This window comes from Streptomyces sp. NPDC029836, from assembly GCF_055574495.1.
The window spans coordinates 559,770-584,648 of the sequence record NZ_JBVHZI010000001.1 but is presented as its reverse complement, the minus strand read 5'-3'; the positions used below and the strand labels follow the sequence as shown (position 1 = coordinate 584,648).

Here is a 24,879-nt window from a genome sequence, read left to right as displayed (position 1 = left end):
TCCGTCCACAGAGCCGAACCGCAACTGCCCACCCCACCCCACCCCGCACAAGAAACACAGAACCGGTGACCCGGCTCCTCGCCAACGGAAACATCGCCATTCCCTACGGGCGCGGGCACTGCCACCGTGCCCGCGCCCGCGCCCGAAGGCCGAATGCGGGTGCCGCAGTAGCCTCGCGCACCTTCCCCGGCCTCCGCGCCACCCTCCGCCCGTACAGCCCCGCTTGACCTACCTGGAGAGCTGAAAGGGACACCGCACCGAGATGCACATGTACGACTGTCCGGGAACCCTCCCCGACGGATGGGCTGCGAGGAGTGCAAGGGCTGGGAGGTCCGCACGTTCAAGGACATCCGAGCCGAGTTCGCGGGCACCCCCGCGGCCGTTCCCGTCCCACGGTCTGCCACCAGCACGCCGGATCCGCCCCGTCCCCCTCCACCATGGCTACCACCGCGAGAGCCTACCCACGAGGGCGGCCAGACGGGTGCGGGAGAAGGGTCTACCGGGTGGCGGTGAGGGTGGTCCAGCTGTGCCGCTTCGACGGGCGAGGGGTCTGGTGCCGCTCCCACGTGTTGGGTGCCGTCAGCGCCGGGGTGGGCGGGGGCATGTTGGGTGCCCCCGCCGCCGTTCAAACGACATTGATGGCGGCCGTGTCCCCGAGCACGTGCATGGTCTGCGTGGTCTTCGAGGGGAGGAGATCGTGCTTCATATCGGGCACAGGGAGGGACGAGAGGGTGCCCTGCCGGCTCCGACCGCTCGGGCGCCTGGCCCCGGGGAGCGCTATCGGCGCTCTGGTGGCGGCGCGTTCGGCGCTCCCGAACACTACCGTGCGCCGGGCCGTCGACCCTTGCACGGCCCCGTCGCAGGGGGAAGAGTCCGTGCCCAGCACCGAGAGCGTCGGACCGATCCACGAAGCGTCTCCGAAGGAGCTCGAGTATGAACCGATCGCATGCCAGGCCCTGGTTGTCGGCCCTCGTGTCAGCCGTGGCCGCCGTGGGGGTGGCGTTGGCGCCCGTGCAGACGGCGCAGGCCGACCCGGCCGGTGTACAGCGCACCCTCGACTGGGAGCAGTCCACAGACCGCACCCTCCCCGCCGCGGCGCCCCCGAACCTCAACAAGCACTGGGCGACGTCGTACGGCGCGACCAACGTCACTGCCCCCGTTCGGGACGGCTCCCACGCCGCCCGATTCGAACTCCGTAAATCCGACCCCGTCGTCTCCAGCAGCAAACGCGCCGAAGTGTCCCAGCGTGACGAGCAACCCGTGGGCGCCGAGCGCTGGTATGGCTTCAGCATCAACCTGCCGTCGACTTGGGTGGCTGATACCTCCGCTGAGATTGTCAGCCAGTGGCACCAGTGCGACTCGGGCTGCCCTGGAGGCTCCCCTCCCCTGGCCCTGCTCACCGACGAGGGCCGCTGGAAGATCGACTTCCGGGGCGAGATGATCGACCTGGGCCCGTACACCACGGGAGTCTGGGTCGACTGGGTCTTCCACGTCACCTGGCGTACGGACAGCACCGGCCTGCTTCAGGTATGGAGGAATGGTGAGCGGGTCCTACACCGCACAGGGGCGACGCACGGTGGGGGTCCGCGCTCGCCGTACTTCAAGTTCGGTATCTACAACTGGGATTGGAACACCGGCGCCCCCTCCAACACTACCGAGCGCGTCATGTACTACGACGCCGTGCGTCTGGGTGACGAACGTGCCACCCACCGGGACGTCTCGCCGCAGCGAACCTGCACACGGCCGGTCACCCCGGCAGCCGCCTCCGCCTCCACCTCCGAGCCCGCCAACCCGCCGGCTCACGCGGTCGACGGCGATCTGGGGACACGCTGGTCCGGCCAAGGCTTCGGGGCAGCACTCGTCATCGACACCGGCGCGGTCCGACAGGTGTGCGGCGCAACCACGGCATGGCACCGCGGGAACCTCAGGTGGAACGACTACACGGTGCACGTCTCGCCGGACGGAGTCTCGTACACCAAGGCATGGGAAGGCCGCAGCTCCGGGACGACCCTGTCACCCGAGACCGTTCTCTTCGGCCAAGGGGCCCTGGATGCGCGCTACGTGAAGATCTCGTTCTGGGCGAATCCGGAGAACGACTGGGCAAGCATCACGGAGGCCCGACCTTTGGGGCTGTAGGAAGCCCCATGAGGTGCGTCGGTACTGCCCGTCAGCTGGCCTGAGATTGCCGTTTCCGGTGCGGCGCCGCCCGGCAATCGTCATGCTCGTCTGTCATCACAGACCCATTTGGTGGCGAGAATCTCGAACCCAGCCGGAACCAGATGATGCTGCTATTGGCAGGAGTCCTCGCCGCCGTCATCGGTGCGGGCCTGGTCAACCTGGCATACGACCAGGCTCACACCGAAAGCCGAAGTGTCTCCCTCTGGGAAAACGCAGAGCGCAAGACGGCGGAAGCAGGCTCAGGCAAGCCCGTCGAGTTCACCCTCCCCATACCCCGGGGGTACGAGCGAGCCGAGCTGTCCAAGGACGCGCCCCTTGGTTCTGACGCACCGTCGGATTCCGGGCACTCCCGGGCACCTGGCGGTGCGCAAGATCGGGGAATCCACGGGGTGACCTGGGGCTACTCCAGGCATACCAAGTGTGCTGATATCCCGAAGGATTGCTGTGAAACCGGAGGTCAGACGTGCTCCTATACTGACACCCAAACCCTTCCTCTGGTACGTCACCCCCGGCCCGCGCGCCTTCGACGTGCAGCCGATCCGCTACGACCTCACCCCCTACGCCGCCCTCCTCAACGACGGCCGACCGCACCGCGTCGAGGTGTCCGTCACCGGCGTACCGGTCGGGCAGAGCGGCTGGAGCACCCCGACCAACCTGCTGCTCTGGCAGGACCACGGCCGTCGCGTCGTCACCGGCGCGCTCACCCGCCACGAGGAGGGCACCCCGGCGAACTCCTCCCGCTGGACCCCCGCCCCGCCCGGCGGCGAACACCGTCTCGACACCTCGGGCGGCCACCGGCTCACCGTCGCCGGATATCTGGACACCTCCCACGGCCGGGTCGCGACCACCGTCACCCGGGCCGTCCGCACCACCTCCGCGCACCGCTGGACCGAGGGCGGGAGCCGGGACGCGCTGACCGCCTCGTGGACCGACGAGGAGAGCGTGACCCGCGGCCCGACGACCACCCGCACCGACCGGACGTACACGATGGACGGCGCCACCACCCTCGGCGCCGGCGACCGGCTGCGCACCGTCCTCACGCTCGGCGACCGCGCCGATTCGGTCACCCTGCGCGGCGGCCGCGAGGTCGACCGGTCGGCGCTCGACGACCGCTACACGGGCGACGCCACGTACACGGCGAACGTTCCGCGCGATCAGCGGCACGCGGTGGGCACCACGACCGTCCGGCACCGCCTGTACGGGTCCGGAAGCGGGGACGGATGTTACGACCGGACGGTGTCCACCGCGCAGGGCACGCTCACGGTGGACCGCCGCCACTGCTGACGACGGGGCCCCCTACGATGACGCCCCATGGAGACGAGTGGGGCCGGTAGACGGCTCGTGGACGGCCGCTTCGAGCTGATCGGCCCGCTGGGCGCCGGCGGGATGGGCACGGTGTGGCGCGCCCGCGACATCGCACTGCACCGTGACGTCGCACTCAAGGAGGTGCGCCCGCCGGACCCGGCCATGGCCGCCGCCCAGCCCGACCTCACCGTCCAACTGCGCGAACGGGCCGTCCGCGAGGCCCGCGCCCTCGCCCGCCTCGCCCACCCGAACGTGGTGACCATCCACCACATCGTCGAACCCGCGCCGGGCTCGGAGGGCCACCCCTGGATCGTCATGGAGCTGGTCAAGGGCGGCTCCCTGCACGACCGCCTCGCCGCCGGCCCGATGCCCGTCCCCGACGTGCTGCGACTCGGCCTCGACGTCCTCGCGGCGCTCCGGGCCGCCCACGCCGAGGGGGTGCTGCACCGCGACGTGAAACCGGCCAACGTGCTGCTGCGGCCCGACGGCTCGGCCGTCCTGACCGACTTCGGCATCGCCGCCCTGCACGGCTCGACCGCCCTCACCTCGACGGGCGTCCTGATCGGTTCCCCGGAGTACATCGCCCCCGAACGCGTGCGCGGCGAGGAGGGGCTGGCCGCCTCCGACCTCTGGTCGCTCGGCATGCTCCTGTACGTCGCCGCCGAGGGGGCCCACCCGCTGCGCCGTGCCACCAGCCTGGCCACCGTCGTCGCGGTCCTGGACGAGCCGATCCCCGCCCCCGCCCGGTCCGGCCCGCTGGGTCCCGTACTGGAGGCGCTGCTCGTACGGGACCCGGCGGTGCGGCCCGACGGCGCCGCCCTCGAAGCGCTGCTCCGCGGCGCGCAGGCCGGCGGCCCCGGCCCGGTCCCGTCGGCCGCCCTCGGCCGGTACGGGCCGCCCGCCGCCGGCGGTCCGGTGCCGCTGCCCGCGACGCCCCCGGCCGGCGCGCCCAACCCGTACGCGACGCCGGTGGGGTTCGCGCAGTCCGCGTTCGGCCCGGGGCCCGGGACCACCGCGGTGTCGGACGGGGCCGGCGCCGCCCGGCCGGCCCCGTCCCGGCTCGTGCCGGCCGTACTCCTGACGGCGGTCCTGGCCGGCACGGCGTTCGGTGCGTTCCAACTGCTCCCCGACGGCGACTCGGACGGCGGCAACGAGGCCAAGGGCAGCAACCCGACCGCCTCCACCCCCGCCACGCCCCTGCCCTCTGCCGTCGCCGCCACAGGCACCCCGAGGGCGGGGACGTCCAGGACGCCGGGCACGGGCACGAAGGTCGGGGGGAGCCTGCTCACCCCGGACGGTGTCCGCGCGGCCCTGGCCGCGCTGAAGGAGAAGACCGGCACCACCACCTTCGTCGACCTGAAGGTCTACGAGGAGTACGTGATCGCCGCGGTGCCCACCGCCCCCGGCGCCAGGACCGTCGACGCCTGGCAGTACCGGGACGGCGCGGCCAGGCGCACCGGCCCCCAGGGCACGGTGAAGGACGGCGAGCCGCTCATCGACATGGCGGCCGTCAACTGGGACGTCCTGCCGGGGCTGTTGGAGCAGGCGCAACGCGACCTGAAGGTCGACAGGCCGACCTCGCGCTACGTCATCGTCGACCCCTGGATGATGGACAAGGAGCCCTGCATGCGGCCCTACCTCAGCGACGAGTACGGTCAGGGCGGCTACGTCCTCGCCGGGATCGACGGCAAGGTCAGGAAGATCGTGCCCTCCTGACATCGTGTACCCGTCCGCGCCCCCTGGAGGCGGCCCGCGACACCCCGGCCGTCCGCGGCCTCCTCGCCGCGGAACGCCGGCGTGCCCGTACCGCCCTGCGCGCCACCGAAGGGATCGCCGAGCCGGCGGACCCCGGGCTGCGGCCCGTCGTCACGACCTTGACGGAGCTGATGGGCCACCAGTTGACGGCCGTGGAACGAGCCGGCGCGCACGCCCTGCGCAAGGACGTCGGCTACGACCTGGTGGCCCCGCCGCGCACCCTGGGGCGCGCGCTGCCGCGACGTCGTGCCACCGGGCCCGTCAGTACGCGCCGTTGACGTTGTCGATCGAGCCGTAGCGGGCCGCCGCGTAGTTGCAGGCGGCCGTGATGTTGGCGACCGGGTCGTACGAGTCGTGCGGGGTGCCTGGCACGTGATAGGCGCGGAAGGTCGGATCGATGACCTGGAGCAGCCCCTTGGAGGGAATGCCGGCCGCGGCGTTGGAGTCCCAGTTGTTGATCGCCCGGGGATTGCCCGAGGATTCACGCATCACATTGCGGTGGATTCCGTTGTAGCTGCCGGGAATTCCGTGCTGGGCCATCACGTCCAGGGACTCCCGGATCCAGCCGTCGAGGTTGTCCGGGTAGGACGTGGCGGCCTTCACGTTGCTCGCCGCGCCGGCCTTCGCGGCCTTCTCCGGGGCCGCCTTCGCGACGCCGGAGGCGAGCTTCAGGGTGAGCCCCGGGCGGATCACCGAGGGGTCGCCGCCGACGGCGGCGCGGTTGGCCGCGTACAGCTGCTCCCAGCCACCGCTGAGGGAATGCCGCGCCGCGATCTTGGAAAGGGTGTCGCCGGCGACGACGGAATAGGTGGCGGGCGCGGCCACGGAACGCACGGCGGGCGCCGCGGCGGTCTCCGCCGCACCGGCCGTGGTGGCGCTGATCAGCGGGAGGGCGAGAGCGGCCGTCCCGGTGCCGGCGAATGCCAGGCGGCGGGCGAGCGGGTTCTGCTTCGGCCTGCGGTGCTTACCCTTTGCGGGCATGGCGCTATTCCTCACGTGGGGGTACGGGAGCGCCCCGGCGGCGGCCGTATTCGGCAGTTGGCCGCTGGGAGTGAGGGTGACCGTAGGCGAGTGCGCGGGGCCGCAACAAGATGCGAATGTCCGGGAGAGATCGACTCCCCGGTTTCCGTGGGTAAATGACCATGAAAGGAAGTTCGGGTCAGGGTGGATTTCCTTTCGGGGAAAAGGGAATCCAGCCTTTCGAAGAAATGATGTTGACGGGGCCCGTGTGGTCGACATCACGGTTTCGGGGACCCCGCGCCATTTCGGTCAATTACGAACCCGATGCCCCCGATTCGGGCTACCGGGCCCTTGGCGGCGAATCGCCCATACCGGGACCCAGTGGTGTGCCGGCGGGCCGAAGTCGGCCGCTCAGGAGGCCGGGAGTTCCGCGAGCGCCTTCAGGGCGGCCCCGACCGAGGCGTCCGACGCCGGCAGCAGCGGGAGTCGTACGTCCGGCGACGGGATCCGGCCCTGGGCGTGCAGCACGCCCTTGAGGACCACCGGGTTCGGCTCCGCGAAGACGGTCGCCGAGAGCCGCGCCAGCGCGTGGCCCAGGGCCCGGGCGCGCCGGACGTCGCCGGCCTCCCAGGCCGAGGCGAGCTCCACGAACCGCCCCGTCGCCAGGTGCGCCGAGGCCAGGATCCCGCCGGCCGCCCCGAGGGCGAGCATCGGCGACAGGTACGCGTCGTCCCCCGCCAGCGCCGCGAAACCGGCCGGCAGCCCACCCAACAGCTCCACCGTGTCCTGGTCGATCCCGCCGGCCGCGTACTTCACCCCGACCACCCCCGGCAGGGAGCCCAGCGCGAGCAGCGTCGCCGCGTCCAACTCCCGTCCCGTGCGGTACGGGACGTGGTAGACGATCAACGGTACGGGGCTCGCCTCCACCAGACGCGCGAAGTGCGCCAGCACCCCCGCCGCCGAGGGCCGCACGAACGGCGGCACCGTCACCAGGGCCGCCCCGACCTCCGGCCACCGCGCCAGCCGCACCAGCGCGGCTTCCGCCGCCCGGGTGGCGGAGGCCCCGGCGCCCACCGTCAGCAGCGCGCCGCGCTCCTGACAGACACGGGCGCAGACCCCGGTGACGAGGTCCCGCTCGGCCTCGTCGAGGGCGGCGCTCTCGGCGGTGGTGCCGAGAGCGACGATGCCGGCCGACCCGGCGTCGAGCGCCTCGTGCGCCAGGGCCTCCAGCGCCTCCACGGCGACGTCCCCGGAAGGGGTGAACGGCGTGACGAGCGGAACGTGGATCCCGCCGAGCGCGGGAGTACGCGCCGCGCCGCGGGCGGGTTCGTGGGCGATCCCCGGGGAAGCGTGCTGATCGGTGGCCTGAGAGAAGTCCTGCACGGTGTCCTGGTCCATGGACCGAGCCTGACCGGTCCCGAGCGCCGAATCCAGTTCGCCTTCCTTACCGGAACCGTAAGCTGAGCCGATGCTCGACGTACGCCGCCTGCGCCTGCTGCGCGAACTCGCCCTGCGCGGCACCATCGCCGCCGTCGCCGAGGCCCTGGCCTTCAGCCCATCGGCCGTGTCCCAGCAACTCGGCGTCCTGGAACGCGAGGCGGGGCTCCCCCTGCTGGAGCGCACCGGGCGCGGGGTCCGCCTCACCCCCGCCGCGCAGAACCTGGTCCGTCACGCCGAGGCCGTCCTCGAACGGCTGGAACGGGCCGACGCGGAACTGGCCGACGCCCGCACCGGCCTGGCCGGAGCCCTGCGCATCGGGGCCTTCCCCACCGCCACCCGGGCCATCGTCCCGGCGGCCCTCGCCGACCTGGCCCGGCGCCACCCGGGGCTGGAGCCCATGCTCAGCGAGACCGACCCGGCGGCCGTCGCGCACGCGCTGCGGGCCGGCGAACTGGACGTGGCCCTGGTCCACTCGTACGACTTCGTCCCCGACCCGGAGGAACCGGGGCTGAGCACCCGGCCGTTGTACCGGGAGGCCATGTACCTGGCGGCGCCCGCAGCGGGGCCGGACGGCACGCGTACGGGCGGGGGAGTCGGTCGCGGTCGCGGGGCGGGCCCCGACCCCGACCCCGGTCCCGGCGCCCCGCCCGGCCAGGACGAGGCCCTGCGGGCTCAGCGGGACGCCCCCTGGATCACCGCCACGCCCGGGACCCTCTGCCACGCGATGACCGTACGGGCCTGCCAGGCCGCCGGGTTCAGCCCGCGCGTCCGGCACCGGGTCGACGAGTTCGCCACCGTCCTGGCCCTGGTCGCCGCGGGCCTCGGAGTCGCCGTGGTGCCGCAGCTCGGCACCCCGGGACCCGATGTGCCGGGCGTCTCCCTCACCCGGCTGCGCATGGAACGCCGTACCCGGCTCGCCTTCCGCAGCGGGGCCGGCGCGCATCCCGCCGTGGCCGCGTTCGCCGCTTCGCTGCGGTCCGCCCTGCCGCCCGATCTCGCCGGTCGGGGGGCCGGAGCGTGACACGGGTCCCGCACCGCCCGCGGCCCGTGTACGTTCGTTGATCCGGAGGTTCCGGAGATCCGGCGGTCCAGCGACCCTGAGACCACCCGCTCTCCGGAACCAGGAGCGACCAAGAGGACTGGGGTACGACGTGACGCATCGTGTACGAGGGGTCATCGCGCGCGGCAAGGGCGCACCGGTTGAGGTGACCACGATCCTCGTGCCCGACCCGGGGCCCGGGGAGGCCCTGGTCAAGATCCAGGCCTGCGGGGTCTGTCACACCGATCTGCACTACCGGGAGGGCGGGATCAACGACGAGTTCCCGTTCCTCCTCGGCCACGAGGCCGCCGGCGTCGTCGAGTCCGTCGGCGCGGGCGTCACCTCCGTGGCCCCCGGCGACTTCGTCGTCCTCAACTGGCGTGCGGTGTGCGGCAATTGTCGGGCGTGCCGACGGGGCCGCCCCTGGTACTGCTTCGCCACGCACAACGCCGCCCAGTCGATGACGCTGGAGGACGGCACCCCGCTGTCCCCGGCGTTGGGCATCGGCGCCTTCGCCGAGAAGACCCTCGTCGCCGCCGGTCAGTGCACCAAGGTGGACCCGGCCGCCTCGCCCGCCGCCGCCGGCCTGCTGGGCTGCGGGGTGATGGCGGGCCTCGGCGCCGCCCTGAACACCGGCAACGTCGGGCGCGGGGACTCGGTCGCCGTCATCGGCTGCGGCGGAGTCGGCAACGCGGCGGTCGCCGGAGCCCGGCTCGCGGGGGCCTCCCGGATCATCGCCGTCGACCTCGACGACCGGAAGTTGGAGTGGGCGCGCGGCCTCGGAGCCACCCACACGGTCAACGGCGGTACGCAGGACGTCGTCAAGGCGATCCAGGAGCTGACCGGCGGAAACGGCGCGGACGTCGTCATCGAGGCGGTCGGCCGCCCGGAAACCTACCGGCAGGCCTTCTACGCCCGCGACCTCGCCGGGACCGTCGTCCTGGTCGGGGTCCCGACACCCGAGATGAAGCTCGAACTCCCCCTGCTGGACGTCTTCGGGCGCGGTGGCGCGCTCAAGTCCTCCTGGTACGGGGACTGCCTGCCCGAGCGGGACTTCCCCCTCCTGATCGACCTCTACCTCCAGGGCCGGCTCGACCTCGACGCCTTCGTCTCCGAGACCATCGCGCTCGACGGGGTCGAGGAGGCGTTCGGCCGAATGGAGCGGGGCGAGGTCCTCCGCTCGGTGGTCCAGTTCTGACGGCGCGACGGCGTGACGGCGTGACCGAGTGACCGAGTGACTGGGTGGCCGCCTGACGGCGTGACGGCGTGACGCCATCGCGATGTGACGGTGTGACGACATGACCGTGTGTGCCGTAGTGATCGTGTGACCCGCGCAACGCTCGCCCCGGCCGTCGCCGGGGCGGGTCGGCCGTTCGTCCCACCATTCCCGCCGCCCGGCGGGTCCCCGGGGCCACGGCCTACACTCGGCCCGACCGCCGAACTCCCCGTCCCGCCCCGCCCCCCGCCGCGATCCGGCCGGAGGCGCGGGCGCGCGGGATCCGTACCCACACCCCAGGGGCCGTCCGTGACCGTCGCCCGCAGCTACCGCCAGCCCGGTGTCGTCCTCACCGACCACCGGTTCACCGTCCCCCTCGACCACGCCCGCCCCGACGGCGAGCGGATCGAGCTGTACGGCCGTGAGGTCGTGGCCACCGGCCAGGACCCGGAACGCCTGCCCTGGCTGTTGTACCTGGAGGGTGGTCCCGGCTTCGGGGCGCGACGCTTCATCGGCCGCCAAGCCTGGCTGGAGCGGGCGCTCAGCGGCTACCGGGTGCTGTTCCTCGACCAGCGCGGAACGGGCCGCTCCACGCCCCTGACCCGGCAGACCCTGCCCGTACGGGGCAACCCCGCCGAGCAGGCCGAGTACCTCGCACACTTCCGGTCCGACGCGATCGTCCGCGACGCCGAGGCCGTCCGCGCCCACCTGACGGGAGGCGCCCCCTGGACCGTCCTCGGCCAGAGCTTCGGCGGATTCTGCGTCACGCACTACCTCTCCACCGCCCCCGAGGGACTCACCGCCGCCCTCGTCACCGGCGGGCTCCCGTCACTCGACGCGACCGCGGACCAGGTGTACGAAGCCGCCTACCCGCGCATCGAGCGCAAGAACCTCGCCCACTACGCCCGCTACCCCATGGACGCCGAGCGCGCCCGGCGCATCGCCGCCCACCTCGCCGAGCGGCCCGCCCTCCTCCCCGGCGGCTACCGGCTGACCGTCGAGGCGTTCCAGTCCCTCGGGATGCTCCTCGGCTCCGGCGACGGCAGCCACCAGTTGCACTACCTCCTGGAGGACGCCTTCGTCCCCACGATCGGCGGGCCCGCCCTCTCCGACGCCTTCCTGGAGAACGTCCACGCCCACCTCTCCTTCGCGGGGCACCCCCTCTACGCGCTGCTGCACGAGGCGATCTACGCGCAGGACCCGACGGCGCCCACCGACTGGGCGGCCGAACGGGTCCGCGCCCACCACCCCCGGTTCGACGCCGCCAAGACCCTCGCCGGCGACGAACCCCTCCTGTTCACGGGGGAGACCATCCACCCGTGGCACTTCACCTCGGACCCGGCCCTCGCCCCGCTGCGCGAAACCGCCGAACTCCTGGCCGCCCGCACCGGCTGGCAGCCGCTCTACGACGCCGGCCGCCTCGCCGCCAACGAGGTGCCGGTCGCCGCCGCCGTCTACCACGACGACATGTACGTCGACACCGACCACTCCCTGCGCACCGCCCGCGCCATCAGGGGCCTGAAGACCTGGGTCACGGACGAGTACGAACACGACGGCGTCCGCGCGGGCGGCCCCCGCGTCCTGGACCGACTGCTCTCCCTGCTCGACGACCAGGCCGTCTCTCCCCGCACCTCGCCGAGCGGGTGAAGACGGCGGCGAGGTGGATCCGGCCGGGGGATGCGGGCGGCTCCGTCGTACCGACCGAGCCCCCGTCGGCGCTCATGCCACCGACCCCGTGCGCGCCGGCGCCGCGGGGCGGCGGCCACGAAGAGCAAGGCCGGGGCGTCGCGCCGGCCTCCACCTGCCCCCGGGGCTGCCGTGCGCCTATTCTGCGGGCATGAGCGAACGAGCTGATCAGCAGGCCCCCTTGCAGCCCATGCCCACCGACTGGCGGCGCGCCCTCGCGGTGGTGGCGCATCCCGACGACCTGGAGTACGGCTGCTCGGCGGCGATCGCGGACTGGACGGACGGCGGCCGCGAGGTCGTCTACGTGCTGGCCACGCGCGGCGAGGCGGGCATCGACACGATCGCCCCGGCCGAGTGCGCCCCGCTGCGCGAGGCCGAGCAGCGCGCGAGCGCGGCCGCCGTCGGGGTTTCCACGGTGGAGTTCCTCGACCACCACGACGGGGTCGTGGAGTACGGCCTGGACCTGCGCCGGGACATCGCGGCGGCCATCCGACGCCACCGTCCCGAGCTGGTGATCACCCTCAACCACCGGGACACCTGGGGCGGCGCCGAAGGCGGCGGCTTCTGGAACACGCCCGACCACCGCGCCGTCGGCCGGGCCACCCTGGACGCAGCCGCCGACGCGGGCAACCGGTGGATCTTCCCGGAGTTGATCTCCGAGCAGGGCCTGGAGCCGTGGAACGGGGTCCGCTGGGTCGCCGTCTCCGGATCCGTCACGCCGACGCACGCCTCCGACGCCGGCCCCGGCCTGGAGCGGGCCATCAAGTCCCTGCTGGAACACAAGGCGTACATCGAGGTGCTGACGGACCAGGACCCCGAGGAGTACGTCCGCTCCTTCCTGACGGGCAACGTCGAGCAGGCCGCGACCCGCTTCGGCGGCCGGCCGGCGGTGCCGTTCGAGGTCTTCCCCCGCTGATCCGGTCGCCCTAGTCTGACGATGCGTCAGATGTTGGGCGGAGGCTTCGACGGGGCGGGGGCGGGACACCGTGATCGACACCATCACCACGGAGATCGGCGAGGACGCGGAACGCATCCGCCTGGACGTCGAGGGACCGGTCGCGGTCCTCACCCTGTGCCGCCCCGACAAGCTGAACGGCTGGAGCTGGGAGTCCACCCGCCAGTTGGGCCTCCTCGCGGATCGGATCCGCTTCGACCCGGCGGTGCGCGCCGTCCTGCTCCGGGCCGAGGGGCGGGCCTTCTGCGCGGGCATCGACGTGACCGCCCCCGGCGGGGCGATCACGGGCGGGTCCGCCGCCGAGCGGACCCGCAACTACTACGAGGGCATCCGCTGGGTGCACGAACGCTTCGCGGTCCTGGCCCGGCTCCCGCAGCCGGTCGTCGCCGCCGTCCAGGGCTACTGCCTCGGCTTCGGCTTCGAGCTGGCCCTGATGGCGGACATCCGGGTGGCCGCCGACGACGCCGTCTTCGCCCTTCCCGAAGCGCGCCTGGGCATCGCCGTGGACGCCGGGGGAGACCTGCGCATCGCCCGTGAGGCGGGCGCGGGCTGGGCCAAGTACCTGGCCCTGACCGGCCGCAGGATCGACGCCGGCACCGCGGAGCGCCTCAACCTGGTCCAACTGGTCGTCCCCGAAGCCGAACTGGACGCCACCTCCCGCGCGCTGACGGCCGAGATCGCCGCCAACGCCCCGCTCGCGGTCCAGGGCATCAAGCGGGCCGTCGACGCCTACGCGGACGCGGCGCTGCCCGCCGCCCTCGACCGGGTCGCGATGACCGCCGCCCTCACCCTCACCTCCGACGACTGCCGCGAGGGTTACGGAGCCGGCGCCGCCCGCCGCCCCCCGGAGTTCAGGGGAGCGTGAGGACCGGCCGGGTGGAGAACGCCCCGCCCAGGTCCCCGCCGTCCGGTCCGTACGAGAGCTCGGCCATCCACGGGTTCCGGCATGCCGTGGCCAGCGGCAACCACTCCAGCAGGCTCCCGTACCCGCCGCAGGCGGCGGACCCGCCGTCACCGCCGTGGAAGGCCCCGCGGTCGGCACTCAACTCGCCGCCGTAACTGTCGTAGGCGATGTGCAGGCCGAACGCGTTCGGCTCGTGCCGCAGGGTGCCGGTCCCGTACGAGGGCTCGTCGAGCGGGCACGCGTCGCCCCAGCGGAACAGGGTGCCCGCGCCGGCCCCGCAGGCGTGCTCCCACTCGTCGGCGCTCGGCAACCGCAGCCCGTCCGCCGCCAGGGCCGCCGGTATCTCGTCCGGAACCTCCGACACCTCTTCGTCCTCCACCGCCATCAGGACGGCGTCCAGCGCCACCGTCCGCACGGGGCTCAGTTCCCGGGCGAGATGGGCCTTCAGGTCGGGTCCGAAGCCGAATCCGGCGCTAACGGACTGGGCGTAGTCGGCCAATTGGGCGGGTGTCGGCCGCCAGGCGTCCAGGTCGAAGCCGAGGCGGACGCTGCCGCCGGGTATCAGGGCGAACGCCCGGCCGCCCCGCTCGATCCGTACCCGGTGCAGCGGGCCGCCGAGGTGCTCGACGGTGTCGACCAGGACCACCCGGCCGTCCACGAGCGCGGCCGCCTCCTCGGCGAGGCGGCGGGCGGCGGCGAGGTCGAGCGAGAGCCACCGGTCGAAGGTCAGGTCCGCGAGGGTCATGCCGCCAGTCTGCCGGCGGCCACTGCCACCGGCTCCGGGGCCGGCCCGCGCGGACGTCGGCCCGCGCGTACGCGTCGGTCCCGCGCACGTCGGTCCCGCGCACGCCGGTCCTGTACGCGCCGGTCCCGCGCACGTCGGTCCCGTACGCGCCGCCCGGAGCCGCCCCCGGTCAGTGGCCGAAGGGCGGCCGCCCCAACTGCTCCCGCAGCGGTACGACCTCGGGGCTCACCAGGCTCCGGCGCTGCCAGTTGGCGCCGTCGACCACGAGGGTGTGGCCGGTGACGAAACGGGCGTAGGGGGAGGCCAGGAAGGTGGCAGCCCAGCCCAGTTCGCGGGGGACGCCCACGCGCAGGGCGGGCTGCCGGGCGTCCTTGGCGCCGGGGGCGGCCCGCTCCAGGCCGCCGCGAATGTCCTCGGACATGTCGGCGTGCGGGAACATCCCGGGGACGAGCCCGTTGATCTGGATGCCGTACGGGCCCCACTCGACGGCCAGGGTCTCCACCAGGTTCTTCACCCCGGCCTTCGCCGCCGCGCTGGGGGCGAAACCGGGGCCGCCCGTCCAGGCGTACGAGGCGCCGATGTTGACGATCGAACCGGAGGTACCGGCCGCGAGGTGACGGCGGCCGAACTCGCGGGTCATGAACCAGGTGCCGGTCAGCGTGGTGTCGACGACGGCCCGCCAGGCGTTGGGGGAGAGGTCCTCCGCCGGGCAGGGGAAGTTGGCGGCTGCGTTGTTGACCAGTACGTCGGGCAGGGCGAGCGCCGCTTCGGCCGCGTCGAAGACGTCCGCGACCCGCTCGGGGTCGCGGATGTCGCAGACGGCGGCCGTCACCCGGCCCGCCCCGGGAACGGCGGCCAGTTCCGCGCGGGCCGCCTCCAACTGGCCGGCGCGACGGCCCGCGATGACCAGATCGGCGCCGAGCCGGGCGAACTCGGCGGCGATGGCCCTGCCCAACCCCGACCCGCCGCCCGTCACGAGGACGACCTGCCCCCCGTAGGTGCCGGGGGGCAGCGCGGCGGATCCGGGCGGGGGAGGCGCGGGCAGGCCGCGCGCTGGGGTGTCCATGCGCCCATCGATAGCGTGCGGACGCTCGGATCACCATGCCCGTGACGGCTCGGACCGCTCCGGACCCGGCCCGGTCGTGAACGCCCCCGACCCGTCACGGCCCCGGCTCAGCCCTTCGCGTACTCCTGCTTGCTCGCGCAGGTCCACACGAGCAACCGGCCGCCGGCCGGCGACCATTCGGCCCCGCCCACCCGGTCGTCGCCCGACACGGAGGTCGCCTCGCCGTGCGCCCCGGCCGTCGGCGTGGGCAGGGCCCTCACCGGGCCGTTGCCGGTCCGGTAGGTGGCCTGGGTGGGCTTGGGGTACCCGAAGTCCTCCCAGGAGTACGCCATGCCCACCACCACCCGGCCGGTCGGGCTGATCGCGTGCGCGATCAGCTCGCTCTGTCCGGGCAGATCGGGGGACGGCGCCGGGGCGGCCGTGTACGGCGCCCGCCACAGGTGGCCGACGTCGCGCCGGATGTCGCGCCAGCCCTCCGATTCGTGGCCCACCACCGTGCCCGCGTTGTCGATGCCCGTCGGTTCCGTGGTGCGCGAGTAGTCGCCCTCGCTCGCGGGCACCAACCCCCGCGCCGGCCCGCCACCGGCGGGCCACACCACCGGGTAGGAACGGTGGACGAACCCGTCCTGCGTCTCGTAGTGCACGAGGGCCGAACCCAGGATGTCCCCGCGCTTGTTGATGCCGTTGACCTCGGTGATCCGGGCCTGGGGATCGCTGCCAGGCGGCAGTTCCAGGGTACGGACGGGCTGCCCGTTCACCCACTCTCGGGCGACCGTGCCGTCCAGCCCGGCCACGTGGCCCGTGTCGCTGACGAAGGCCTTGCCCTCGTAGGGGGACGGGGCCGGGGCGCTCAGCAGTCGTACGGCCGCCGCGCCCTGCCGGTAGGTGAACAGCACGCGGTTTTCGCTGCCCGCCTGCTTCAGGGTGCCGGCCATCAGCCCCTTGGCGTTCACGGACCGGACCTCGCCCGAGGTGTACCCGGCGGGCAGCGGTACCGCGTGGACGCGGGCGCCCCGCCAGTACGCGGGCTGCTGCCGCGAGGTGCCGACCGCCAGGTCCCCCTTGCCCAGCGCGTTCACGCGATCGACGAACGAACCGCCCGGGGCGCCGACGGGTAGGGCCTCCAGGCGCAGGACGTCCGGCGTGCAGGGCGGCGGTGCGGCGGCGGCCGGACCGGCCGCCGTGATCAGTCCGGCCAGAGCGACTGCGGCCGCCGCCGCTGCCGTGGTGTGCTTCATTCGGTTCCCCCCGGGTCCGGTGACCTACCCCGCCATGTCACGACGGGTACGGGTCACATGCTGTCCGGAGAGACGCGCGGCGATGGCCGCAAGGATGCCCTCCGCTCGCGGGTCGTCCGGATTTCGCCCTGGACGGGCTGGTTCCCAAGAACGCAAGCGACCGCTTAGTATGCCGCCGAGCATGGTTCCTCGACGGCGGCTGGAGGCCCCGGATGCAGGCATGGCGCGTACACACCCACGGAGAGCCCCGCGAGGCCCTGCGCCTCGAAGAGGTCCCCGAACCCGTACCCGGGGAGGGTGAGGTGAGGCTCAAGGTACTCGCCGCCAACATCAACTTCCCCGACGCGCTGCTGGTGCGGGGGCAGTACCAGATCCGGCCGCCGCTGCCCTTCACCCCCGGCGTGGAGATCTGCGGCGAAACCAACGACGGCAGGCGGGTCATCGCCAACCCGAGCCTGCCCCACGGCGGCTTCGCCGAGTACGTCACCGCCCCCGCCCGGGCCCTGCTCCCGGCCCCCGACAGCCTCGACGACGCCGAGGCGGCGGCCCTGCACATCGGCTACCAGACCGGCTGGTTCGGCCTCCACCGCCGCGCCCGCCTGCGCGGCGGCGAGACGCTCCTGGTGCACGCCGCCGCCGGCGGGGTCGGCAGCGCCGCCGTCCAACTCGGCAAGGCCGCCGGCGCCACCGTCATCGGCGTCGTCGGCGGCAAGGACAAGGAGCGCGTCGCCGAGGAACTCGGCTGCGACCTCGTCATCGACCGCACGCAGGAGGACGCCGCCGGGATCGCCGCCCGGGTCAAGGAGTTCACCGGCGGGCACGGCGCCGACGTCGTCTACGACCCGGTCGGCGGCGACGCCTACACCGCCTCCACCAAGTGCGTCGCCTTCGAGGGCCGCATCGTGATCGTCGGCTTCGCCGGCGGCACCGTGCCCACCCCCGCCCTCAACCACGCCCTCGTCAAGAACTACGCCGTCCTCGGCCTGCACTGGGGCCTGTACGCGACGAAGGACCCCGCGGCCGTCCTCGCCTGCCACGGCGAACTCACCCGCCTCGCCGCCGAAGGCGCCATCAAGCCCCTGATCAGCGAACGCGTCCCGCTCACCGGGGTCGCCGACGCCGTACAGCGGCTCGCCGACGGCGCCACGACCGGCCGGCTGGTCGTCGTACCGGCCCTCGACGGAGGCACCCGATGACCCTCACCGCCACCGAACTCGCCGCCCGCGCGCGGGACCTGCTCGCCGCCCATCCGCCGGCCGGCACCGAACCGACCGACTTCCTGCGCGCCCGCTTCGACGCGGGCCTCGCCTGGGTGCACTACCCCGAGGGCCTCGGCGGCCTCGGCGCTCCCCGCTCCCTCCAGGCCGCCGTGGACACCGTGCTGGAAGCCGCCGGAGCACCCGACAACGACCCGCGCCGCATCGGCATCGGCCTCGGCATGGCCGCGCCCACGATCCTGGCCTACGGCACCGACGAGCAGAAGGCCCGCTTCCTGCGCCCCCTGTGGACCGGCGAGGAGGTCTGGTGCCAGCTCTTCAGCGAGCCCGGCGCCGGCTCCGACCTCGCCGCGCTCGGCACCCGCGCCGTCCTCGACGAGGAACACGGCGAGTGGGTCGTCGACGGGCAGAAGGTATGGACGTCCAGCGCCCACACCGCCCGCTGGGCCATCCTGATCGCCCGCACCGACCCCACCGTGCCCAAGCACCGCGGCATCACCTACTTCCTGTGCGACATGCACGCCCCCGGCGTCGAGGTCCGGCCGCTGCGCCAGATCACCGGAGAAGCCGAGTTCAACGAGGTCTTCCTCACCGGTGCCCGCATCCCCGACGCCCACCGCCTCGGCGCCGTCGGCGACGGCTGGGCGGTCGCCCGCACCACCCTGATGAACGAACGCGTCTCCATCGGCGGCATGCGCATCCCCCGCGAAGGCGGCATGATCGCCCCCGTCGCGGCGGCCTGGCGCGAACGCCCCGCCCTGCGCACCCACGCCCTGCACCAACGGCTGCTCGACCTGTGGGTCGAGGCCGAAGTCGCCCGGCTCACCGGCGAACGACTGCGCCAGCAGCTCTCCGCCGGACAGCCCGGCCCCGAGGGCAGCGGCATGAAACTCACCTTCGCCCGCCTCAACCAGGAGATCAGCGGACTGGAGGTGGAACTCCTCGGCGAGGAAGGCCTCCTGTACGAGGACTGGACGATGCGCCGCCCCGAAACCGTCGACTTCACCGGCCGCGACGCCGGATACCGCTACCTGCGCGCCAAGGGCAACAGCATCGAGGGCGGCACCAGCGAAATCCTCCTCAACATCGTCGCCGAACGCGTCCTCGGCCTGCCCGCCGAGCCGCGCGACGACAAGGACCTCGCCTGGAAGGACCTCTCCCGATGACGGCCGAGCGCGCCCCCTTCGACCTGCTGTACTCCGAGACCGAGGAGGAACTCCGCTCCGCCGTACGGGCCCTGCTCGCCGACCGCTGCGACGCCGCGACCGTCCTCGCCCGCGCCGAGACCGGCCGCCCCCACGACCCGCACCTGTGGCGCACCCTCGCCACCGGGATCGGCGCCGCCGGACTCCTCGTCCCCGAAAAGCTCGGCGGCCAGGGCGCGAGCCACCGGGAGGCCGCCGTGGTCCTGGAGGAACTCGGGCGTTCCGTCGCCCCGCTCCCGTACCTCACCAGCTCCGTCCTCGCCACGGAGATCCTGCTCGGCTGCGACACCTCGACCCCCGAAGTGGCCGCGCTGCTCGGGGAACTCGCCGCCGGACGGCAGATCTGCGTACCGGCCCTGCCGCTGACCCTGGCCCCGGGCGCCCCGCTACCGAACCCCGCGCGGGACGCCGGGGGAGGGGCGCTGACCGGCACGGTCACCTCCGTCGCGGACGCCGGGGCCGCCGACGTCCTGCTGGTCATCGCCGACACCGGACTCCACGCCGTCCCCGCGGCCTCCGTCACCCTCACGGCGCCGGTCCCGCTGGACCTGACCCGTCCGCCGGCCGGCGTCACCCTCGACGGCTCGCCCGGTACCCGCCTCGCGGACCCCGCCACCGCCCGCGCGGCCATCGCCGGGGCCCTGCTCAGCGGAGCGGGGCTGCTCGCCTCCGAACAGCTCGGAATCGCCGAGTGGTGCCTGACGGAGACCGTCGGATACGTGCGGGGCCGCCACCAGTTCAACCGGCCCGTCGGCTCCTTCCAGGCCCTCAAGCACCGCCTCGCCCGACTGTGGCTCGACGTGGCCTCCGCCCGCGCGGCGGCCCGGGCCGCCGCCGACGCCCTCGCCACCGGAGCCCCGGACGCACCCCTCACCGTCGCCGTGGCGCAGGCCTACTGCTCGGGCGTCGCGGTCCGGGCCGCCGAGGAGTGCGTCCAGCTCCACGGGGGCATCGGCATGACCTGGGAGCACCCGGCCCACCTCTACCTGAAGCGGGCCAAGGCGGATTCGCTGACCCTGGGCACGGCCGGCCACCACCGGGGCCTCGTCGCGGACTTCGCCGAACTCCCGGCCCCGTAGACCCCGCGACGGGACCGTCTCCCCCGGGCGGGGGAGACGCCTCCCCCGCCCGGGGGGCGCGGCCCTCCCCGCTGGTAACCGACAGTGGGATTCCTGGCGGAGGAGGGGGAGTTCGGATGAAACCGTGGGACAGGACCGGTCGTATCGCGGCCTACGGGGCGGCACTGACACGGGAAGGGGGGTTATTCTCCGCCCGGCGCCGGGTTCCTGCCGGACACCGTGAGGTGCGCCGAGCCGGCGTGGCGAGGATGTCCGTCCATGGCGCGGACCGGCGGGCGAGCGCCCCGGGGCGTCGGCGGATCGACTTCGCGGGGCACTCGGAGGCGGCCGAGCGAACGGCTGCGGGCGCCTGCGGGCTACCGGCTGAGCGACTTGAGTGCTGCCGCGTCGTACGGCTTCAGTTCGTCGAAGCGGTTGCCGAGGACCTTCGCCGCCCACTGGGGGTCCTGGAGCAGGGCCCGGCCGACGGCGACCATGTCGAACTCGTCGCGTTCCATGCGGTCCAGCAGGTTGTCGATGTCGCCGAGCGCCGCGCCCTCGCCTGCGAAGGCGCGGAGGAAGTCGCCGTCGAGGCCGACCGAGCCGACGGTGATGGTCGGCAGGCCGGTGAGCTTCTTGGTCCAGCCCGCAAGGTTCAGGTCCGAGCCTTCGAACTCCGGGATCCAGTAGCGACGGGTGGACGCGTGGAACACATCGACGCCCGCCGCCGCCAGCGGTGCCAGGATCGCCTCCAGCTCCTCCGGGGTCTGCGCGAGGCGGGCGTCGTACGCCTCCTGCTTCCACTGCGAGTAGCGGAAGATCACCGGGAAGTCGGCGGGGACGCGCTCGCGGACCGCCGCGACGATCTCCGCGGCGAACTTCGTACGGGCCACCGCGTCGCCGCCGTACGCGTCGGTGCGGCGGTTGGTCCGCTCCCACAGGAACTGGTCGAGCAGGTAGCCGTGGGCGCCGTGCAGTTCGACGCCGTCGAAGCCGATCCGTGCGGCCTCCGCCGCGGCGTCGGCGAACGCGCCGATGACGTCGTCGAGGTCGGCGCGGGTCATCGCGTTGCCGGTCCCCTCGGTGCCGTCGACGCGGATGCCGGAGGGGCCGACGGCGGGCGCGTCGGCGTACGGGGCCTCGCCGTGCTTGCGGACCATGCCTATGTGCCACAGCTGGGGCACGATCGTGCCGCCCGCCTCGTGCACGGCCGCGGCGACCTTCGCCCACCCGGCCAGCTGGTCCTCGCCGTGGAAGCGCGGCACCCGGTCGCTCTGCCCGGCGGAATCGTGGCCGACGTAGGTTCCCTCGGTGACGATCAGGCCCACACCCGCGGCTGCGCGGCCGGCGTAGTACGCCTGCACGTCCTCGCCGGGCACACCGCCGGGGGAGAACATGCGCGTCATGGGAGCCATCGCGATGCGGTTGGGGACGGTCAGTCCGTTCAGCGTGACGGGCCGGGACAGGATCTCGGCGGCGCGGGAGGCGGTGGACGTGGTGACGGTCATGCGGGCCCTCCGGTGTGAAGCTGTGGCTCGTCGGGTGACAACGAGGAGAAGTGCATAGTACACACGTTATGTATCATGCATATTGACGCCGTGGCCCCGATCCCCCTCCGCCGGGAGTCGTCCGTGGCCGCCCTGCCAGGGTCAGGCGGGATACGGGTCCGCGATAATGGAGCACCGGAAGGAGCGAGGAGGTGTGGGAGGCGCAGTGCTGGAGAAATTGGAACGGGAGCTGATGCTGCTCTCGCGGCACCAAGTGCTGGCCCGGCGCGAGCGCGATCCCGAGCGCCTGGAGCGGTCGGCGTACCTGTTGCTCTGTCGGATCGACACCCAAGGCCCCATGTCCATCGGGCAGTTGGCGGAGGCCTTCGCACTCGACACGTCCACCGTGAACCGCCAGACGGCCGCCCTGCTGCGCTGCGGACTGGCCGAACGCGTCGCGGACCCGGACGGCGGCATGGCCCGCAAGCTGCGCATCACCGCCGAAGGCGAGCTCCGTCTCGCCGAGGACCGCGAGGTCAACCGCTCCTGCCTGGCCCGGGTCGTCGCCGACTGGTCCCCGGAGGAGGTGCGGGAGCTGGAGGACGTCCTGATTCGCCTCAACCGCAGCGCCGAGGCCCTCGAAGGACGGTACTGGCCGCGCGCGGAGGAAACGGAGCAGGACACCTCCGCGGCGGCACCGGGCCCACACCCTCCCCGGGACCGGCAACGGCCGTGACCTGCCCGAACAACCCCTTGGGGATGCCCCCGGCTCCGGTCCGCCGACAGCGGCCCTGACCACCTGCTAGGGGCGTCCGCGTACTCCCGCCTATTCCGGTTGAGCCCATTGGACGGCAGTGCCATAGGCGACGAAGTAAGTACTGTGCGAAGTGACCTGCGGGATGACGGAAACGCCGAGCACACCGTCCGCGTCAAGTTTGCGGGCTTCGCTCTGCATGCTCGCCACCGCTTCCATGACAGTGGGTTGCTGGTATCCGGCGACGATGCCGAGAGCGGTGTGCGGGTCCGGCGGTGCGGGCACGGTCACACTGTAGAAGCTACGGCTGTCTTCACGGGCAGCCCATTCCCGCTTCCACCCTTCCTCGATTTCCCTCTTCAGCTTTCTGTCCATCGAGCCATCCTCTCGCGCCCCGAACGCGCGATCGTGGGCAGGGTGGTGGCAACCGACTTGCGTCGTGAAGCGGTCCCGGAGCCGCTCGTCGCTCGATCGCACGTTCCCCCCGTTGCCGCTCCGCGAGGAGGTCTACGCGACCGCCGCCCTGGCCCGTGCGGCCGCCCATCCGGGCCTGCGCGAGGTCGGAGCCCCTGACACCGAGGGCAGCGTGGTCGGCGCCGGCCGGTTCTTCGTCCTCTGCGCGGCCGCCATCTTCCGGGACCTCCACCTGCCCCGCCTCCAGCGGACCCCGCGCTGATCCCTATCCTCACCGGATGACGCACCGCACGACGCACCACATGACGGCCGGCATCACCCGGCTCTCCGCCACGGCCCTGCGCGCCCACCGCGACGAACTCGCCGCCCTCCTCGTGGACGTCGTCGAGGGCGGTGCCTCCCTCGGGTTCCTCGCCGGACTGGACCACGTGGGCGCCGCCGCCTGGTGGGACTCCCTGGCGCCCTCCGTGGAGGAGGGCGCCCTCGCCCTGTGGGTCTCCCGAGGCGTGGACGGCGGCCTCGACGGCACCGTCTCCTGGTACCGCGAGTCCAAGCCCAACGGACGCCATCGTGCCGAACTGCGCAAGCTGATGGTCCACCCGGCCGCCCGCGGCCGCGGTACGGCCCGGGCGCTGCTCGCCGAGGCCGAGGCGCAGGCCGCCCTCGCCGGAGTGGTGCTGATGTTCCTCGACACCGAGACCGGCAGCGGCGCCGAGCGGGTCTACCGGTCCGCCGGCTGGACCGAGGCAGGCACCATCCCGGACTACGCCGCCGACCCCGAGGGACGGCTGCGTCCGACCACCCTCTTCTACAAGCACCCGAAGGACGACGACCCCGAGAGGTGACCTCGCCCGCCGCTCCGCGTTAGACCCCGTAACGCGGACCACCGAGCGAGGGAGACCGTATGTACGCAAGCCCCGGCGCCGCACCCTTCACCCGTCGCGCGTTCCTCCGTACGGCCTTCACCGCGGCCGTGCTCGCCGGGACGGCCGCGGCCGTGGCTCCCGTACTGCGGGCCCGGCGTCCCCGTCAGACGCTGACCCCGGCCCCGCTCGCCGAGGAGACGTACCGCGGCCGGCACATCGCGGTCGACCCGGTCTCGGCGTCGGTCCGCATCGACGGCCGGCCCCTGCACGTGATGCGCCGCGCCGACGGCAGCTACCTGAGCGGGATCAACCACTTCCAGTCCTACGGGACCCCGATGGAGCTGGCCCGCGCCGCCGTCGACGAACTCGGCACGACCCAGCTGGCCCTCGCGGCCCCGCACCACGGCTGACGGACAGCACGCGGGCGCCCGCGCGCGGGCGTCAACAAGTAGGCGTCGGCACGAGGGCATCGGCAACGGGAATCGGCATGCGGGAATCGGCATTCGGGAATCGGGAGGAGCCCCTTGTACACCCGGCAGAACCAGAAGAACCTGACCAGCGCCCAGAAGAAGCGCTTCACGGCGGCCGTACTGGAACTCAAGCGCAACGGCACCTACGACTCGCTCGTGCGCACCCACGACAAGTACTTCGTCCCGGACCGGGACCGCAAGCTCCGCGTGGGCCACATGTCCCCGTCGTTCTTCCCCTGGCACCGGCGTTACCTGCTTGAGTTCGAGCGGCAACTGCGAGCCGTCGACCCGGGAGTCTCCGTCCCGTACTGGGACTGGACGACCGACACCAGCCCCGTCTCGTCCCTCTGGGCGGACGACTTCCTCGGCGGCACCGGCCGGGAGAGCGACCGCCGGGTCATGACCGGCCCCTTCGCGTACGACCGGGGCAACTGGACGGTCACCGTCGGCGTCTCCGAGGCCCGTTTCCTCACCCGGAACCTCGGCCGCCCGGGGAATCCGATCGCCCTGCCGACACCGGCCGAGCTGCGGTGGGCGCTGGACGACCCCGCGTACGACACCTCGCCGTGGGACTCCACCGCCACCGCGGGCGGCTTCCGCAACAAGCTGGAGGGTTGGGCGGCGCCGAAGAGCGAGCGCTGGCGCAACCACAACAAGGTCCACCAGTGGATCGGCGGCCACATGACCGGCGGGACGGCTCCCAACGACCCGGCCTTCTGGCTGCACCACGCCTTCGTCGACCTGATCTGGGACCGCTGGCAGCAGCAGCATCCGGGCTCCGGCTACCTGCCGGCGGCCCCGCTTCCGCTGGGCGACTTCCAGCGCGGCCGGGTCATCGCGCTGGACGAGCCGATGCCGCCGTGGGACGTCACCCCGCGCGAGCTGCTCGGTCACCAGGGCACCTACCGCTACGAGTGAGGT

Annotated in this window: 23 protein-coding genes and 1 pseudogene; 17 read left to right on the top strand and 7 right to left on the bottom strand. The window is 73.2% G+C overall.

Annotated elements, in window-relative coordinates:
* The first annotated feature begins 1,011 nt into the window (after positions 1 to 1,011).
* From ACZ4XJ_RS02720 to ACZ4XJ_RS02705, 4 genes and pseudogenes are all read left to right on the top strand, one after another.
* Positions 1,012 to 2,136 carry a heparin lyase I family protein gene (locus ACZ4XJ_RS02720; protein ID WP_468495040.1) on the top strand — a complete coding sequence of 375 codons (1,125 nt, stop codon included), beginning with the start codon at positions 1,012 to 1,014 and terminating at the stop codon, positions 2,134 to 2,136.
* A 474-nt stretch (positions 2,137 to 2,610) separates the two neighbouring features.
* A pseudogene (locus tag ACZ4XJ_RS02715) lies at positions 2,611 to 3,462 on the top strand (peptide-N4-asparagine amidase); the annotation flags it as partial.
* Between the two features lie 27 nt (positions 3,463 to 3,489).
* A complete protein-coding gene (locus tag ACZ4XJ_RS02710) occupies positions 3,490 to 5,199 on the top strand; it encodes a serine/threonine-protein kinase (protein ID WP_468495039.1) in 1,710 nt (569 codons plus the stop codon).
* 158 nt (positions 5,200 to 5,357) lie between these two features.
* Complete coding sequence (locus ACZ4XJ_RS02705; protein WP_362876208.1) at positions 5,358 to 5,516, top strand: hypothetical protein; 159 nt, start codon at positions 5,358 to 5,360, stop codon at positions 5,514 to 5,516.
* On the opposite strand, the gene ACZ4XJ_RS02700 is transcribed toward ACZ4XJ_RS02705, so the two are convergent.
* Both ACZ4XJ_RS02700 and ACZ4XJ_RS02695 read right to left on the bottom strand, forming a co-directional pair.
* Complete coding sequence (locus ACZ4XJ_RS02700; protein WP_362876209.1) at positions 5,500 to 6,219, bottom strand: transglycosylase SLT domain-containing protein; 720 nt, start codon at positions 6,217 to 6,219, stop codon at positions 5,500 to 5,502. The two genes, ACZ4XJ_RS02705 and ACZ4XJ_RS02700, sit on opposite strands and share 17 nt — an antisense overlap.
* A 390-nt stretch (positions 6,220 to 6,609) precedes the next feature.
* Positions 6,610 to 7,596, bottom strand: a complete 987-nt coding sequence (locus tag ACZ4XJ_RS02695) for a dihydrodipicolinate synthase family protein (RefSeq protein ID WP_468495038.1) — start codon at positions 7,594 to 7,596, stop codon at positions 6,610 to 6,612.
* Positions 7,597 to 7,666: 70 nt separating this feature from the next.
* On the opposite strand from ACZ4XJ_RS02695, the gene ACZ4XJ_RS02690 reads away from it, so the two are divergent.
* The 5 genes from ACZ4XJ_RS02690 to ACZ4XJ_RS02670 all read left to right on the top strand — a co-directional run bounded on the left by ACZ4XJ_RS02690 (position 7,667) and on the right by ACZ4XJ_RS02670 (position 13,399).
* A complete protein-coding gene (locus tag ACZ4XJ_RS02690) occupies positions 7,667 to 8,659 on the top strand; it encodes a LysR family transcriptional regulator (RefSeq protein WP_468495037.1) in 993 nt (330 codons plus the stop codon).
* Between the two features lie 130 nt (positions 8,660 to 8,789).
* Entirely contained in the window at positions 8,790 to 9,875 is a 1,086-nt protein-coding gene (locus ACZ4XJ_RS02685) for an S-(hydroxymethyl)mycothiol dehydrogenase (protein ID WP_468495036.1), read from the top strand.
* Between the two features lie 327 nt (positions 9,876 to 10,202).
* Positions 10,203 to 11,540, top strand: coding sequence for an alpha/beta fold hydrolase (locus tag ACZ4XJ_RS02680; protein ID WP_468495035.1), 1,338 nt, complete (start codon positions 10,203 to 10,205; stop codon positions 11,538 to 11,540).
* Between the two features lie 190 nt (positions 11,541 to 11,730).
* The gene (locus ACZ4XJ_RS02675; protein ID WP_362876214.1) at positions 11,731 to 12,495 is read left to right on the top strand and encodes a PIG-L deacetylase family protein; all 765 of its coding nucleotides are present in this window, start codon (positions 11,731 to 11,733) and stop codon (positions 12,493 to 12,495) included.
* A 70-nt stretch (positions 12,496 to 12,565) separates the two neighbouring features.
* The gene (locus ACZ4XJ_RS02670) at positions 12,566 to 13,399 is read left to right on the top strand and encodes an enoyl-CoA hydratase/isomerase family protein (RefSeq protein WP_468495034.1); all 834 of its coding nucleotides are present in this window, start codon (positions 12,566 to 12,568) and stop codon (positions 13,397 to 13,399) included.
* Here ACZ4XJ_RS02670 and ACZ4XJ_RS02665 read toward each other — a convergent pair.
* The 3 genes from ACZ4XJ_RS02665 to ACZ4XJ_RS02655 form a co-directional block, all read right to left on the bottom strand.
* Positions 13,386 to 14,183, bottom strand: coding sequence for a hypothetical protein (locus ACZ4XJ_RS02665; protein WP_468495033.1), 798 nt, complete (start codon positions 14,181 to 14,183; stop codon positions 13,386 to 13,388). The genes ACZ4XJ_RS02670 and ACZ4XJ_RS02665 overlap by 14 nt on opposite strands.
* A gap of 169 nt (positions 14,184 to 14,352) precedes the next feature.
* Entirely contained in the window at positions 14,353 to 15,249 is an 897-nt protein-coding gene (locus ACZ4XJ_RS02660) for an SDR family oxidoreductase (protein ID WP_468495032.1), read from the bottom strand.
* A 107-nt stretch (positions 15,250 to 15,356) separates the two neighbouring features.
* Entirely contained in the window at positions 15,357 to 16,487 is a 1,131-nt protein-coding gene (locus ACZ4XJ_RS02655) for a hypothetical protein (protein WP_468495031.1), read from the bottom strand.
* A 212-nt stretch (positions 16,488 to 16,699) separates the two neighbouring features.
* Between ACZ4XJ_RS02655 and ACZ4XJ_RS02650 the strand changes: the two genes are divergently transcribed.
* Genes ACZ4XJ_RS02650 through ACZ4XJ_RS02640 form a run of 3 tightly spaced genes read left to right on the top strand, consistent with a single transcriptional unit; the run spans position 16,700 to position 19,988 of the window.
* Positions 16,700 to 17,683, top strand: coding sequence for an NADPH:quinone oxidoreductase family protein (locus ACZ4XJ_RS02650; RefSeq protein WP_468495030.1), 984 nt, complete (start codon positions 16,700 to 16,702; stop codon positions 17,681 to 17,683).
* Positions 17,680 to 18,870 carry an acyl-CoA dehydrogenase family protein gene (locus ACZ4XJ_RS02645; protein WP_362876220.1) on the top strand — a complete coding sequence of 397 codons (1,191 nt, stop codon included), beginning with the start codon at positions 17,680 to 17,682 and terminating at the stop codon, positions 18,868 to 18,870. The genes ACZ4XJ_RS02650 and ACZ4XJ_RS02645 overlap by 4 nt, the downstream gene beginning before the upstream one ends.
* Positions 18,867 to 19,988: an acyl-CoA dehydrogenase family protein gene (locus ACZ4XJ_RS02640; RefSeq protein WP_362876221.1), complete on the top strand. Its 1,122-nt coding sequence runs from the start codon at positions 18,867 to 18,869 to the stop codon at positions 19,986 to 19,988. Before ACZ4XJ_RS02645 ends, ACZ4XJ_RS02640 begins: the two co-directional genes overlap by 4 nt.
* Before the next feature lie 356 nt (positions 19,989 to 20,344).
* Here ACZ4XJ_RS02640 and ACZ4XJ_RS02635 read toward each other — a convergent pair whose 3' ends face one another.
* Complete coding sequence (locus ACZ4XJ_RS02635) at positions 20,345 to 21,475, bottom strand: NADH:flavin oxidoreductase (protein ID WP_362876222.1); 1,131 nt, start codon at positions 21,473 to 21,475, stop codon at positions 20,345 to 20,347.
* A gap of 232 nt (positions 21,476 to 21,707) precedes the next feature.
* On the opposite strand from ACZ4XJ_RS02635, the gene ACZ4XJ_RS02630 reads away from it, so the two are divergent.
* Positions 21,708 to 22,190: a MarR family winged helix-turn-helix transcriptional regulator gene (locus tag ACZ4XJ_RS02630; protein WP_362876311.1), complete on the top strand. Its 483-nt coding sequence runs from the start codon at positions 21,708 to 21,710 to the stop codon at positions 22,188 to 22,190.
* Between the two features lie 90 nt (positions 22,191 to 22,280).
* Here ACZ4XJ_RS02630 and ACZ4XJ_RS02625 read toward each other — a convergent pair whose 3' ends face one another.
* Positions 22,281 to 22,583: a heavy metal-binding domain-containing protein gene (locus ACZ4XJ_RS02625; RefSeq protein WP_468495029.1), complete on the bottom strand. Its 303-nt coding sequence runs from the start codon at positions 22,581 to 22,583 to the stop codon at positions 22,281 to 22,283.
* Positions 22,584 to 22,695: 112 nt separating this feature from the next.
* On the opposite strand from ACZ4XJ_RS02625, the gene ACZ4XJ_RS02620 reads away from it, so the two are divergent.
* From ACZ4XJ_RS02620 to ACZ4XJ_RS02605, 4 genes are all read left to right on the top strand, one after another.
* Complete coding sequence (locus ACZ4XJ_RS02620) at positions 22,696 to 22,884, top strand: hypothetical protein (protein ID WP_468495028.1); 189 nt, start codon at positions 22,696 to 22,698, stop codon at positions 22,882 to 22,884.
* Positions 22,885 to 22,900: 16 nt separating this feature from the next.
* Complete coding sequence (locus ACZ4XJ_RS02615; RefSeq protein WP_468495027.1) at positions 22,901 to 23,467, top strand: GNAT family N-acetyltransferase; 567 nt, start codon at positions 22,901 to 22,903, stop codon at positions 23,465 to 23,467.
* Between the two features lie 59 nt (positions 23,468 to 23,526).
* The gene (locus ACZ4XJ_RS02610; protein ID WP_362876224.1) at positions 23,527 to 23,898 is read left to right on the top strand and encodes a tyrosinase family oxidase copper chaperone; all 372 of its coding nucleotides are present in this window, start codon (positions 23,527 to 23,529) and stop codon (positions 23,896 to 23,898) included.
* 114 nt (positions 23,899 to 24,012) lie between these two features.
* Complete coding sequence (locus tag ACZ4XJ_RS02605; RefSeq protein ID WP_362876225.1) at positions 24,013 to 24,876, top strand: tyrosinase family protein; 864 nt, start codon at positions 24,013 to 24,015, stop codon at positions 24,874 to 24,876.
* Positions 24,877 to 24,879: the final 3 nt, after the last annotated feature.